Source organism: Mucilaginibacter sp. SG564, from assembly GCF_013149275.1.
GTDB lineage: Bacteria > Bacteroidota > Bacteroidia > Sphingobacteriales > Sphingobacteriaceae > Mucilaginibacter.
The window spans coordinates 1-14,418 of sequence record NZ_JABGNA010000022.1 but is presented as its reverse complement, the minus strand read 5'-3'; the positions used below and the strand labels follow the sequence as shown (position 1 = coordinate 14,418).

Sequence of the window (14,418 nt, the reverse complement as noted above, 5' to 3'; positions counted from 1 at the left end):
AATGTATAAAAAATCTGCTGCAATAAGATGCAGGGAATGGCCCTGCCTTAGATCTAAATTATTTCTGATTATGAAATTGTCGTTTTTTTTGTGCCTGGTTACCATACTGCAAGTGAGCGCAGCCACATCATTTGCACAAAAGATCAGCCTTGATAAAAATAACGCCTCCCTGGTAGAAACTCTGCAGGAAATTCACCTGCAAAGCGGCTTCAGTGTGTTTTATAATGCCAAACTGCTTAAAAAGGCGGTGCCGGTAAATGTGCACCTGCAAAACGCCGACCTGAGCGACGTGTTAAAGCAATGCTTCCAGAACCAGCCATTTAGCTATGTGGTGAATAACAACACCATCGTAGTTACTCCCAAGCCAGCCGTGGCCAAACCGGTACAGGTTATTACGATAACCGGCCAGGTGAAGGACGAAAAAGGTGTTGGCCTACCCGGTGTTACCGTAAAAGTGAAGGGTACAAATACAGGCGCGCAAACCGATATGAGCGGTTTTTATAAGATAGAGGTGAACGATAATAATGCCGTTCTGGTGTTCAGTTTTATCGGCTTTGTTTCGCAGGAGATAGCGGTGGGCAACCAAACCCGTATTGATGTGGCTTTAAAAGAGCAAACATCAGCTCTGAGCGAAATTGTGGTGGTAGGTTACGGTACCCAAAAGAAAGTGAACCTTACCGGTGCCGTATCATCTGTTACGGGCGAAACGCTGAACAAGCGCCCGGTAGTGAATCCGGCCTCTATGCTTCAGGGCCTGGCTCCCGGTGTAGCGATCAATGTTGGCTCGGGCGAACCTGGTAACGAGAGCGTATCTATCCGTATCCGGGGTAACAGCACTTTTAGCGGCGCGGGTTCCGATCCGTTGATCCTGATTGATGGTGTTCCGGGCAATTTCAGCGACATTAACCCAACCGATATCGACAATGTATCCGTACTGAAAGATGCGGCTTCGGCCTCCATATATGGTTCAAGAGCTGCCAATGGTGTGGTATTGATCACTACCAAACAAGGTAAATCGGGCCAGATGGCGGTTACCTATGATGGTAACGTAGGTTTTTACAGCCCTACCAAAATGTTTAAGCTGGTAACCAATTCAGCCCAATACATGGAACTGTTTAACCAGGCCCGCATCAACAGTGGTACAACAGATCCGGGTTCGCTTTATCCGCAGGATCAGATCGACCTGTACCGTAACAGTACCGACAGGCTGCACTACCCGAATACCGACTGGTTGAGCCTGATATTCAGAACAGCACCAACACAAAATCATAACCTTACCTTTACCGGTGGTAACGAGAAAACTACCTATAACGTGTCATTGGGTTATGTAAACCAGCAAGGCATTGAACGGGGGTTTGATTATAAACGTTACAATGCCCGTATCAACTTAACTTCAAAAATTAACGACCATATCAAGTTTGGTACCAATGTGTTGTTAAAATCGGGTACAAGAGATGCAGTAGCCGGTAACCCTTCGTCGCCAAGCCAGTGGGATGGTTCATCTATGGACCTTTTCCTTTCGGCCATGTCACAGGCGCCTACATATGGTCCGTACCTGACTGATGGCAGCGGGCGTTATACTTACAAAGCCTATGATTTTGAGTATAACAATAAAAACCCGATAGCCGTACTTGATCAGAACTACAAAAGAGTAACCAATGATTATGCTGTAAATGCACAGGGTTGGTTTGAAGTACAGTTTAATAAGGATTTTTCATGGTACACCAAGGGTGCGGTGAATTTTAACATGGATAAATACAAGGATTTTAAAGCCACCCTTGATGAATACAATTTCAGGACCAACCAACTGCAAACATCGCTTGACCTGGGCAAGGGTTTAACTGACCAGGACGAACAAACCGTTTATACCAATTTGTACAGTTATTTAAACTATGCGCATAATTTTCACGGGCATAACGTTAAGGCACAATTTGGTTACAGCGTTGAGCAAAGTAAATACCAGTACCTGCAAGGCTACCGTAAAAACTTTGCCGACATTGACCTGCAGGAACTGAACGCCGGCGGCTCAGACATTCAAAACGCTTACGGTACATCAAACCAATGGGCTTTGATGTCGTACTTCGGTCGTGTTGATTATGATTTTAAAGGCCGGTACCTGCTGGAGGGCAACATCCGTTATGACGGAAGCTCCAGGTTCTATGGCGCCAATAAATGGGGGGTGTTCCCTTCGTTCTCGGCGGGCTGGCGCGCTACCGAAGAGCCGTTTGTAAAAGCGCTCAACCTTACCTGGCTTGATAATTTTAAGCTAAGGGGGTCATGGGGCCAATTGGGTAACCAAAACGTGGGTAATTACCCCTACCAGGCATTGCTGAATTTTACCGGTAACTACTCTTTTGATAACTCCACCCTTACAACAGGCGTTGCTCAGCAAAACCTGAACAATCCGACCATTAAATGGGAAACCACTACCATGACCGATATTGGTTTGGATATAACCATTTTCAAAAATTTAAGCTTAACAGCCGATTGGTATAATAAAACCACATCAGATATTTTAAGGCAGGCGCAGGTTACCGCAGCCGTTGGCCTGGGAGCCCCTACTATTAATAATGGGGTGGTAAATAACCGCGGTATTGAGGTTGGCCTTTCTTATAACAACGTGATCAGAGATGGCGGCTTGAAGGGTTTTGCTTATAATGTAGGTGTTAATGTTGACCATAACCGCAATAAACTGGTACAGTTTGGTCAAACAGAAATTGGCGATTATACTATCAACCAAAACGGGCAGCCATGGAATTCATTCTATATGCTGCAGGTGATCGGTATATTCCAGTCGGCAGCAGAGGTGGCTAACTCACCAAAGCAGTTTTCAGATTCAACCCTGCCAGGCGATCTGAAATATAAGGATGTGAACGGCGACGGTAAAATTGACCAGAATGACAAAACCATTATTGGTGGTGTTTATCCAAAACTGAATTACTCCTTTAATATTGGTGCCAGCTTTAAAGGGTTTGATCTGTCGGCTATGGCGCAAGGGGTTTATGGTGTTAAATCATACGTATCCGGCTGGGGAACCATTCCGTTTGTGCAGGGTGCTTCGCCAACCACCGACTGGTTAAATGCCTGGACGCCGGAACATCCGTCAACCACTATGCCGCGTATTTATTTTGGGCAGAGTGCACCGGATAAGATCGGCAGGCGGTCAAGTTACTTCCTGCAGGATGCCTCCTATTTACGACTTAAAAACCTGGTATTCGGGTATACGCTACCGGCTCAGATCACCAAAAAGATCGGGATCAACAGGCTGAGGGTTTATTTTGCCGGTGATAATTTAATAACCATAACCAAGTTTAAGGGGCTTGATCCTGAACGTTATGGCAGCGGCGACCAGGTGCAGTATCCGCAAAATAAAATATACTCCTTTGGTTTAAATGTTACTTTATAATTAGCCCCACATGAAAAATCGAATTATCATAACCACTATATTCATTACATCGCTGTTTTTAGGCGCATGTAAAAAAACGCTTGATCTGAACCCCGCGGATCAGATAGCCACATCAACCTTCTACAAATCAAAAGCCGATTTTGATGAGGCCCTTGCCGCTGTTTACGCTTCTTTGCAGCCCGAAGAATTTGCCGTAGGCATGGGTTTCAGGGATTGTTTTACCGATAACGGGTACAACCAGTTTAACTCCGGCAGCTCCAAAGATTTTGTTCAGGGTAACTTTAACCCCACTACAGGCGGGTACGAAACCGGCATTTATAACGATAGCTATGTAGGTATTGCACGGGTAAACCTGTTTTTACAAAACCTGGGTAACTACAAAGGCTCAGACATCTCTGATGCGCAAAGAAAAGTGTACGAAGGCGAGGTACGGTTTATCAGGGCTTTCTTCTATTTTCAGCTGTACAGTATTTATGGCGATGTGCCTCTGGTACTGCAGCCGCTTGATCTGAGCAATCAGAAACAGCCGAAAGTGCCTGCGGCCCAGGTATTGACCCAAATTACCGCGGATTTGGACTATAGCATCGCTAATTTGAACACCGCTGCCTATTACGCCAATGGCGGGCATGCGGCTGCATCATCGGCAAAAGCTTTAAAGGCACGGGTATTGTTATTTGCCGGTTTTGGTAATAATGGCACCCCTGATCCGGCTATGCTTGCACAGGTTAGGGACTTGTGCCTCGACCTGATGGGGCAGTATAAGCTGAGCACAAATTTTGAAGACATCTTTCGCGATGCTACACAAAAGAATAATACCGAGATCATCTTCTCGATCAACTTCCTGGCGCCAAATAATACAACACCATGGGATCTGTACTACGGCGATTATGATGCCTGTGCGCCATTGCAAAACATGGTGGATGCTTTTGAATGTACCGATGGCCTGCCATATGGCACATCGCCGCTAACCGATACCAAGAACCAGTTCAAAAATCGCGATCCAAGGCTGGCAAAAACGGTATATGCCGATTCGGTTTATTTCGGTCCGGGTAAGGTATACCACCCGTCAAACCTGCGCCCTACGGGTTATGGTACCATCAAATTCCTTGAGCCTAATAATATGCCTTATGGCTTCTCGACCCTGAGCCAGCAAGACGCCGTAATATTACGTTTAGGTGAGGTGATGCTGATGTATGCCGAGGCCCAGAATGAAGTTGCCGGTCCGGATGCTACGGTTTACAAAGCCATGGCTGATCTGCGCGCACGTGTAGGTATGCCTGCATATCCGGCAGGTTACAACAAAGATCAGATGCGCGAGCGGATCAGGCATGAGCGCCGCATTGAGCTGGCTTTTGAAGGTCTGCGTCATTATGATCTGTTAAGATGGCATATTGCCGGGCCGGTACTTAACGCGGTAAAAACCAGTCTCATCAATTATCATTTTGAAGATAAGTTTTACCACTGGCCGCTGCCGCAAACAGAAATTGACAAGAGCGGGGGCGTACTGATCCAAAACCCGGATTATAAATAATAACTATTAGCTGATAACAACCCGGCGGTAAGAATTTTACTGCCGGGTTTTTTTATAAAAAGACATCAAAAATATTGCTCTTTAATTAAGTCGTTTGTCTTGTTGCTTTCATATTAAGCAAATAGTTTATTAAATAATGATAAAATAATCAATTTTTATGGTTTTTATTGGCATAAATCAAAATTCAATAACTTAGTTTTGTATCTATACCATGGAAAGCCTTACCGATTTACAGCAGCAGCTTGCACAGTATCAACAACGTGAAGCCGAACTCGAAAAAAGCGAGGCCAGGTTACGTATGGCCATTGCTTCTGCTAATTTAGGTACATGGGATTATAAGCCGCTAACCGGCGAACTTACCTGGTCTGATGAGTGTAAACACCTGTATGGCTTACCGCCGGAAGCCGAAATAAATTTTGAACTTTTTACGGAGCATATTTACCCTGCAGATAGGGATGCCCTGGAGCTGGCTATGAAAAAAGCCATGGATCCACTTGGCGATCATAGCTATGATATGACGTATCGTATCATCAGGTTTGATAAGCCCGAGATAAGGTGGCTAAGAGCACAAGGCAAAGTCTATTTTAATAAACAACAGGAGCCCGAGCGCTTTATAGGTACCATTGTTGACCAAACCGAGGCCAAACTGGCCGAAGAAAAAAGTGCCAAGCTGGCCGCCATTGTCGAATCATCGGATGATGCCATCATCGGTAAAAACCTGGATGGGGTTATTACCAGCTGGAACCCTGCGGCAGAAAAATTGCTGGGCTATACCGAAAAGGATGTTATCGGGAAGCATATTACCATGCTTATCCCCGAGGATCGTCTGGAGGAAGAAGATCTTATTCTGGAAAGGATCCGCAAGAATAAAAAGGTGGAGCATTATGTAACTTTCCGGGTTACCAAGGCTGGGTTGGAGATCCCGGTTTCTATATCTGTTTCGCCCATCCGGGATACTAACGGCCGGGTGATAGGGGCCGCCAAAGTGATCAGGAACAACGCCCATCAAAAGGAAACGGAAGCCAGGCTGTTACGTTACGCGGAAAACCTGGAAGTGCTCAACGCTTTGGGAAAAGTTATTTCGGAGCGGATGGATGTGAGTGATATCCTGCAAAAAGTAACCGATACTACTACCAGGTTAACCGGTGCGGCATTCGGCGCGTTTTTTTATAACAATATTGATGAGGATGGTGAATCCTATACGTTGTTTGCACTGTCAGGAGCGCCAAGGGAAGCTTTTGAACGTTTTGGGATACCCCGGAATACAGCCGTTTTTCATCCTACCTTTACAGGTGAAAGCATAGTACGTTCTGATGATATAACCCAGGATCCGCGATATGGCAAGAATAGTCCGCATTTTGGTATGCCTCAAGGGCATTTACCTGTGGTGAGTTACCTGGCAGTGCCGGTAGTTTCTAAATCGGGTTCGGTGATAGGTGGCTTGTTTTATGGGCATCCGGAACCAGCCAAATTTACCAGGGAACATGAACAACTGGTATCGGGTGTTGCAACCCAGGCAGCTATAGCGTTGGATAACACCAAACTGTACGAGGAAATAAGTAAGCTTAATGATAAAAAAGAAGAGTTTATAGGCCTGGCCAGCCACGAGCTAAAAACACCTGTAACCAGTTTAAGCGGTTACTTGCAGATATTGAACCGCACGCTTCCGGATACCGACCTTAATAAACCCTTTTTACAAAAGGCGCTGCTACAGGTTAAAAAACTATCCGAATTGATATCCGACCTGCTGGATGTTTCAAAAATAGAGACCGGCCAACTACCCCTTTCTTTTAGCAACTTTAACATTACGCAGGTTGTACAGGAAACTATCGAACTCATCCAGTATTCAACCAAAACGCACCAGATTGTATTACATCATCCCGAACAGGAGATCTTCATTTCGGCCGATAAGCAGCGGATAGAACAGGTTATCGTTAACCTGCTTTCCAATGCCATAAAATACTCGCCCAACGAAAAACTGGTTAATGTGACCATTTCCGTGGTGCATCATATAGTTAGGGTATCCGTACAGGATTATGGCATGGGAATTCTGAAAGAGCACCAGGAACGTATATTCTCCCGTTTTTACCGGGTTGAGGAACTGGCTTCCCACATATCGGGGCTCGGCATCGGTTTATATATCAGTAAAGAGATCATTACCCGCCATCATGGTAAGCTCTGGCTGGATAGCGAGCCGGAAAAAGGATCAACATTCTTCTTCGAGATACCGCTCAACAGGTAATCGTATTTTAGCGGGAAAGCCCAAGGATAAAAAAAGGTATTATGGTGAGCTCCGTCGAACCATGGTGGACAGGCCTCTGCGCGCGAGTCTTCGACAAGCTCAGACTGACAGGCCCCTTCTTGGCGCACCTGTCTTTACCCCGCAGTCGCTCGGCTCCTGCCGAGTGACCACTATTACCCGGCCTCCGGCCGCTGTAAAAAACAAGAATGGTGATGTTTGAATTCGCAGGCCAGAGGCCTGCGGATAATCGTCACTCGGCAGGAGCCGAGCGACTGCGGGGGCGATTTAATGAAAAGGCCCAAGGATAAAATGGGGTGTCATGGTGAACAGGCCTTTACGCCCGAGTCTTCGACAAGCTCAGACTGACAAACCTTTTGGTACGTCTGTCTTTTCATAAGTTATTATTCCATATACAACCCTAAAAAATAAAAGTGAAATTTTTTTATCAATCATGTCCAGTTTCTCTGATCTCATTCATCATTGGAGTATAAATTAATTATTCATACTCATTAAAGATCAAAAAAATGGAACAACGACTTAATGTACATCAAAAAGGCCCGGAAGCGATGAAAGCTATATATGGTTTGGCTATCTACCTGTCTAAATCGCCGGTTGAAGAATCACTTTTACATTTAATTGAATTCCGCGTATCACAAATCAACGGATGCGCCTTTTGTTTGGATATGCACTCCAAAGACTTGCGTGCCGAAGGCGAAACCGAACAACGCCTGTACCTGCTGAGCGCCTGGCGCGAGGCTCCTTTTTACACCGAACGCGAACGTGCTGCGCTGGCCTGGGCCGAAGCCTTGACCAAAGTTACCGATGGCCCAGTGTCCGACGAGATCTACCGTCATGCCAGCAGCCAATTTACCGAACAGGAACTCATCGACCTGACTATAGCCGTGATCACTATTAATAGCTATAACCGGCTGAACATCGCGTTCCCGGCACCGGTTGGCGCTTACCAACCCGGTCAGTATAAGGTAAGGGCGTAATAAAATAGGTATTTAATTTACCCTTGTGGTGCAGTCCCTAAAAAAAAGTGTCATTTCGATGAGCAGGGGTAGGAGCGTGTAGTAGAGCGAAGAGAAATCTTATAAGATTTGCCTATCTGATGTATAAGATTTTTCGCTGCGCTCAAGAGATAGTTTCTCCTCGTACCTTGTTCGAAATGACATCCTTCTAATACCGATCAAGTTTCCTTGAGAGGGGGGCGTAGGCTTGTGTGATGGAAGGGGTGTATTCATGAAGCAGAAGAACACACCCCTACACCCCTCTCAAAAGGGGAATCGCACTGCCCTCCGCTCTTTTTCCGTATTCCCAACACCTGTAGGCTCCGGCCGAGCGACTGTGGAAAGTGGGGTTTATTCATGATGAAGGCAGTGTAAACCCCTCCCTACTCTCCCGAGGGAGGGAATCGCGCTGTCTCCCGCTCCTTCTGATTTTCTCAATCCTTATTGCAGCAATAAGTTCAAACAGGAAAATCAATAATTAGTATATCCCGTTGCCCTCAAAATAAAATCAACAATGGGCTGCGGATTGGGCAGGCTGTGCGGGTGGTGTTTAAAACCAGGTTTGTGGATCACGGTGATGGAGCCGCCCAAGGCTTTTACCTTTTGCTCAAACAGCAGCGTATTTTTTGAGGGATCAAGGGCCTCGTCTTCATCGGCCGAGAGATGCAGCATGGGGTATTTCCCGGCTACTATATGCGAAATTTTATCTATCGGGCTTGCCTTCAGCGCCGCCAGGTCCTTTACCTGTTTGAGGTTAAAATCTTTTTTAAGTAGAGTGGAGTCTGACCAAAACTGCAGATCGAGCAGGGCGTTATCGGCATATACCGCAGCTACCTTTGTTGGATTAACGGCTGCCCAGTTATAGATATAAATGCCTCCGCGGCTCATGCCTTCCAGTACCGCTTTCTGGCCCAGACCGCCATCGTGCAGGATCTTGTAAAAATTATTCCAGCGGGTAATGGCTTCGTCGTTGCCCAGCAGTTCGGCTACGTCGCTGTATACCACATGAAAACCATGTTCCAGCAGGGCGATATCTGTTTGCGGCTCGTGGCCCCAGAAGCGTGCCCGCCAGATCCAGGGATGGCCCTTGGCCGCCCGCTTGGGTTTTACCACTTTACATTCCCGACCATCAAGGGTAAATGTAGCGCAAGGATAGCCGTAAAACGAGTCGGTTTTATAGGGTTCTTTGATGGCTTTAAAAATATCAAACCCGTTATCTGGCTTCAGCAATACGGCGTCATACAGTTTTTGGGCAGCGATGGCCGAGCCCTGTATGTTGGGGTGAATCCCGTCGGGCATCAGCTCCGCATGGTTGATCAACGGCGAATGCATATCCAGTACTTCCAGTTTTTCGTCATACGCTACCTGCCTGATGTGCGGGTTTACCTGATTTACAATAACCGGATCATAAATGCCTGTGCTGTCCTTTTCAAAAGAAGGCATAGCCAACAGTAAAATGATGCGCGGGTGCGATGGCAGCTCCCGGAAAGATTTGATGAGCGTGTGGTAGTCGCCCTCAAATTCATTATAGCGCGGGCGATTGATAGCCTTCGCATCATTACCACCCAGATCTATAAATACAATATCCGGGTTGCTTTTCAATGCCTGCTGATAGGCCGGTGTGCTCACATAAGGGAAATTACCTTTGCTTAGTAATGTAGCGCCGCTCACACCAAAATTGCTCACCTGGTAATCCTTACCTAACAAAGCTCCCAGCTGTGCCGGGAACGCCTGTGTTGCCGGATTGGGCAGGGTTGCACCATGGGTAATGCTCGCGCCTATACAAGTAATTCGGGTGATAGCCCTTGCCGGTAATACCAGGCATAAGGCCATGCATACGATGAGAATGTTTTTCATAATGATCTTATTTCTTGCTCATATCTATCACATCGGCCATGCGGCTGGCCGGGATAACTTTAAGGTTTTGTAATTTGCCGTTCAGTACTTTGCCTTCAACGGTAGTATTGTAAGGGGCGTTCAGCTTAAAATCGGCATTCCACCCGGCGGGCCAGGCGGGTAGCAGGATAATTTTTTTGCCATCGGCTTGCAGCAGCATTTGTTGCAGACCGTTTTCGCCGTTGCCTCCGTTATCCTCATCGGGATGATAATCATTGCCCGATGCCCAGAAAGCGGGGAATTTCAGATCGGGCGCTTTGCGGGTAAGCGCGAAGCTAACATAGTCTTTGGCCACATCGGCCTCACCCAGCATGGCGGCCTGTATAGGGTCCTGCACCCAGCAGCCTTTGGCGCGTTGTTTACGGGCATCAAAAGTATTACGTGCCAGTTCCAGGTCGGGCTTGCCGATGCCATACAGCCTGAACGGATAGATGGAGTACAGCTCCGGGTTTTCGCTGTTGAATGATTTGGCCGTTTGCGGACCGGTATAAGGCAGCAATAATTTTCTATCCTCGCTTACCGGCAGCGGCGGCAGTATACTGTATAACTTTTGCCATTGCGCCCGGGTTTTATCATCAACAAGCGCAGCAGGCAATTGCAGCATCCGGCTAATCACGGCATGCAGCGCCGCGATATCCGGTGCAGGGTTGTGCACCTTCCAGAACATCTCGATGGCATTGTCCGGATCAAGCAGGAGTTTACCTGTGCTGTCGCGACCAAAATGCTGATCAAAAAATTGCAGCCCCGCGGTGGCTATCGGCAGCAGGGTTTGTTTAGCAAATTTAGCGTCGCCTGTATATTCATAATAGTCGAGCATCATCATGCTCAACTCCAGTATCGGCGTAAAATAATGACCGGTATAATTGGCTTTTACATCCGGGCCCATATATTGCAAGCCACCCCAAAACGGCGAGGTTTCGGCAAAGTAGGCGCCGCCATGATTGTAAAACTGTTTTACCTGCGCCGTGTTAGCCGGTAATATTTTGGCGTACATATTAAACAGGGGCAGCATCATGTCAAAGTCGCCGGCCATGAGGCGAGGCCAGTACATGGCACGGGTATTCTGGAACCAGTATTGCCCTCCCCAGGCTCTGAAATCGGCATTTTGCACATCGGCCTTGCCATCGCGTTTCCAATTAGGATTATCCACCACAAATATCGACCCGTTGAACTTGATAGGTCCTGTACCACGACCCGCGCAGGCGGTAACAAAACGCTGCAATACATAACCCTGGGTAACCTGCCTGGCCTGCTCGTCGCCATTTAAAAATATATGGCTGCGATTCCAGAACTGCCGCCACCACTGCTGATGCGCAGCGCGGGTTTGTTCGAGCCCTAATTTTTCGATCCCGGCTACCTGTTGTTTTAATTTCGACAGCCATTGTTCGCCACTACCGGCAACAGCGGTTAAAGGATAAATAGAGATCAACTGCGAGGTCACTTTGCCGGATTGCAATGTTGATGCATCTTTGCTTACAAGTCCTTTACCTTTTACTATGGCACCAAAGGTCAGGTTAGCCAGGTGTGGATCAGTTGTTGCCGAATTATGATGATACCAGGCTATCTGGTTTTGCTGATTGTTTAGTATGGTATCGGTTTGGCCCGCCCGCCAGTTATCCAACTTTACGTTCACACTTACCAGGCTGCCGCTCTGCGCCTCCACCCTGATCACCGGGTGATTAGCATCCACCCAAACCCGCAGCTTCACTGCCGATCTGCCTTCCCCTTCCTGCACCAATATCTCGCTGTTTTTAAGCTTCAGTATCTGTTTAAAGGCAGTGCTTTTGGTCAATGGGTTGGGGCTCACGGACACATGGATAGCGCCCAGCTTCATGAGTACGCCGCCTTGCTGCATCCAGGGATCTTTTTGCTCCTTGAGTTCGCCACCCCAGGCATCCGTTTTGCTGATGTAGAATACCAGGTCGCCGTTCTTCTCTACCCACACATTAAGGCCGATATCGCCATTACCCAGGGGCATTGATTGTGCCGATGTTGGTCCGGGCGTATCCCAGGTTACGTTGTATTGGTTAAGCAGGGTATCCTGTTGAAGGGGTTTGGCAAACGCGGTTGAGGTCAACGCAATCGATGTCAGGCCAAGGCTTAATTGTCCGAAGTACTTTTTATACATATTGGTCTATTTGCGGAATGGTGTTAGTAATTGGTTTGGAATAACAATAATAGGTTAATTGGTGATACAAATAAACCAAGGGAACTTAATAAAATATTAAAAAAGGATTAACCCGGGGGAAGCCTCACCTAAATCCTCTCCAAAGGAGAGGACTTTCCAAATTTTCTTTTTTAGCCCCCTCTCCAAAGGAGAGGGTTGGGGTGAGGCTCTGAACGTTTCAACAAAGCAACTTGAGCGTTTCAACAAAGCGGCATCCTCAAATACTACCGACCTTTGTTATACAAACAAAATAAAAAATACAATGACAAAAATATGGTTTATAACAGGTAGCTCCCGCGGATTGGGACGCAGCCTAACAGAAGCAGTACTGGCCAAAGGCGATAAAGTTGCTGCTACGGCCCGCAAACCCGAACAATTAAAAGACCTGGCCGCTCAATATCCCGGTCAGTTATTTCCGGTGCAATTGGACGTAACCAACAAAGCACAGATCGTTAAGGCTGTTGAAAGCACCATCGCCCATTTTGGCCGTATCGACGTACTGGTGAACAATGCCGGTTTTGGCATCATTGGCGCTGCCGAAGCTTTTACGGATGAGCAGGTTCGCAGCCAGCTGGAAACCAACCTGTATGCTCCTATCGAAATCACCCGTGTGGTATTGCCTTATATGCGTAAGCAACGCTCGGGCCGTATTTTGCAGATCAGCTCGGTTGGCGGGCGCGTGGGTAATGCCGGACTAACCATGTACCAGGCAGCCAAGTTTGGTCTGGGTGGTTTCAGCGAAGCGCTGGCCAAAGAGGTAGCCGATCTGGGCATCCATGTAACCTGTGTGGAACCAGGTGGTTTCCGTACCGACTGGGCAGGCGATTCCATGACCTACGCCCCATTGGTTGAGGGTTATGAATCAACCGTAGAAGCCCGTACCAATTTTTTCAAAAGCGGTAAATTTGTACCCGTAGGCGATCCGGATAAAGCGGCCAAAGTAATGGTGGAACTCGTTGACAATCCAGAGCCACCAACACACCTGGTACTGGGCAGTGAAGCTATCGCTTTATTAAAAAATGCCGATAGCCAGCGTGCTGCCGAAATGGAAAAATGGCTACCGGTGAGCCTTTCTACAGACCACCATGAAGCCGAAGATTTCCTGGAAACAGAAATGGGTAAAAATCTCATCAACAAGAAGGGCAAATAATCATTTGATATAGGATATCCCCAACAGGGTCATCTGCAATTTGCGGGTGATCCTGTTTTAATTTTTTAAATTTGATTTATATGCTAAAAGAGAACGAACTAAGTCCGCAATCAGAGATCCATTACTCCTGTTATTATACCCGGAGCCGTGGCGGCGAACAGTTTATCCCGGAGCATGCTTTCAGCTTCCAGATCTCGGGCGACCTTACCCTTACCGACGCGAATAAAGTATATCACTCCGGTCCCGGCGATTTCAGGCTGAGTCGGCGCAACCAGCTGGTTAAATTCCTGAAACAGCCCCCTCCAGGCGGCGAGTTTAAATCGGTATCGGTGCTCCTGGACCAGCAAACGCTCCGCAATTTTAGTATGGAATATGGCTATACGGCGCAAAAGCAATATGAGGGCGATAGCATCGTTGTCCTAAAACCTAACGCGCTTTACAAAAGCTTTATGGATTCGTTGCAGCCTTATGAACATATTCAGCTACCCATGGATAAAAACCTGCTGGCTATCAAATTGCGTGAGGCCATCCTAATATTGCTACAGGGCAACCCCGAACTTAAAGATGTGCTGTTTGATTTTAGCGAGCCTGGTAAAATTGACCTGGAAGGCTTTATGAATAAAAATTTCCACTTTAACGTACAGCTCAAAAGGTTTGCGTATTTAACCGGCCGTAGCCTGGCCACTTTTAAGCGCGATTTTGAAAAGATCTTCCACATCACCCCAAGCCGCTGGTTACAGCAAAAAAGATTGCAGGAGGCACACTACCAGATCAAGGAACAAGGCAAAGCCCCATCTGATGTTTACCTGGAACTGGGCTTTGAGGATCTTTCACATTTCTCTTATGCTTTTAAGAAAACGTTTGGTGTAGCGCCATCGAGGGTGTGATGTAGTGATGTATCGATAGTATGACGCATATCGACTCACCTTTGGTTTTAAGATAGTTCTATTTAGTACTAGTTGTTATTGTTGAAATGGGGGGTGCAGGGGGGGGTTAAGAACTAAATACTTTGT

The 14,418-nt window shown here is 47.0% G+C and carries 8 protein-coding genes; 6 read left to right on the top strand and 2 right to left on the bottom strand.

Annotated features, from left to right (window positions below; all coding sequences use genetic code 11):
- Positions 1–70: 70 nt before the first annotated feature.
- The 4 genes from FHW89_RS27645 to FHW89_RS27630 all read left to right on the top strand — a co-directional run bounded on the left by FHW89_RS27645 (position 71) and on the right by FHW89_RS27630 (position 8,174).
- Positions 71–3,406, top strand: coding sequence for a TonB-dependent receptor (locus FHW89_RS27645; RefSeq protein WP_172338281.1), 3,336 nt, complete (start codon positions 71–73; stop codon positions 3,404–3,406).
- A gap of 10 nt (positions 3,407–3,416) precedes the next feature.
- Entirely contained in the window at positions 3,417–4,937 is a 1,521-nt protein-coding gene (locus FHW89_RS27640; protein ID WP_172338280.1) for a RagB/SusD family nutrient uptake outer membrane protein, read from the top strand.
- A 211-nt stretch (positions 4,938–5,148) separates the two neighbouring features.
- A complete protein-coding gene (locus FHW89_RS27635) occupies positions 5,149–7,179 on the top strand; it encodes a PAS domain S-box protein (protein ID WP_172338279.1) in 2,031 nt (676 codons plus the stop codon).
- 524 nt (positions 7,180–7,703) lie between these two features.
- A complete protein-coding gene (locus FHW89_RS27630) occupies positions 7,704–8,174 on the top strand; it encodes a carboxymuconolactone decarboxylase family protein (RefSeq protein WP_172338278.1) in 471 nt (156 codons plus the stop codon).
- A 489-nt stretch (positions 8,175–8,663) separates the two neighbouring features.
- Here FHW89_RS27630 and FHW89_RS27625 read toward each other — a convergent pair whose 3' ends face one another.
- Together FHW89_RS27625 and FHW89_RS27620 are read right to left on the bottom strand one after the other, a co-directional pair.
- Positions 8,664–10,049, bottom strand: a complete 1,386-nt coding sequence (locus FHW89_RS27625; RefSeq protein ID WP_172338277.1) for a GDSL-type esterase/lipase family protein — start codon at positions 10,047–10,049, stop codon at positions 8,664–8,666.
- A 7-nt stretch (positions 10,050–10,056) separates the two neighbouring features.
- Positions 10,057–12,216 carry a DUF5703 domain-containing protein gene (locus FHW89_RS27620; protein WP_172338276.1) on the bottom strand — a complete coding sequence of 720 codons (2,160 nt, stop codon included), beginning with the start codon at positions 12,214–12,216 and terminating at the stop codon, positions 10,057–10,059.
- Positions 12,217–12,517: 301 nt separating this feature from the next.
- Here FHW89_RS27620 and FHW89_RS27615 point away from each other — a divergent pair, with 301 nt between their 5' ends.
- Complete coding sequence (locus FHW89_RS27615) at positions 12,518–13,405, top strand: oxidoreductase (protein WP_172338275.1); 888 nt, start codon at positions 12,518–12,520, stop codon at positions 13,403–13,405.
- Positions 13,406–13,485: 80 nt separating this feature from the next.
- Positions 13,486–14,292, top strand: coding sequence for an AraC family transcriptional regulator (locus tag FHW89_RS27610; protein WP_172338274.1), 807 nt, complete (start codon positions 13,486–13,488; stop codon positions 14,290–14,292).
- Positions 14,293–14,418 lie beyond the last annotated feature (126 nt).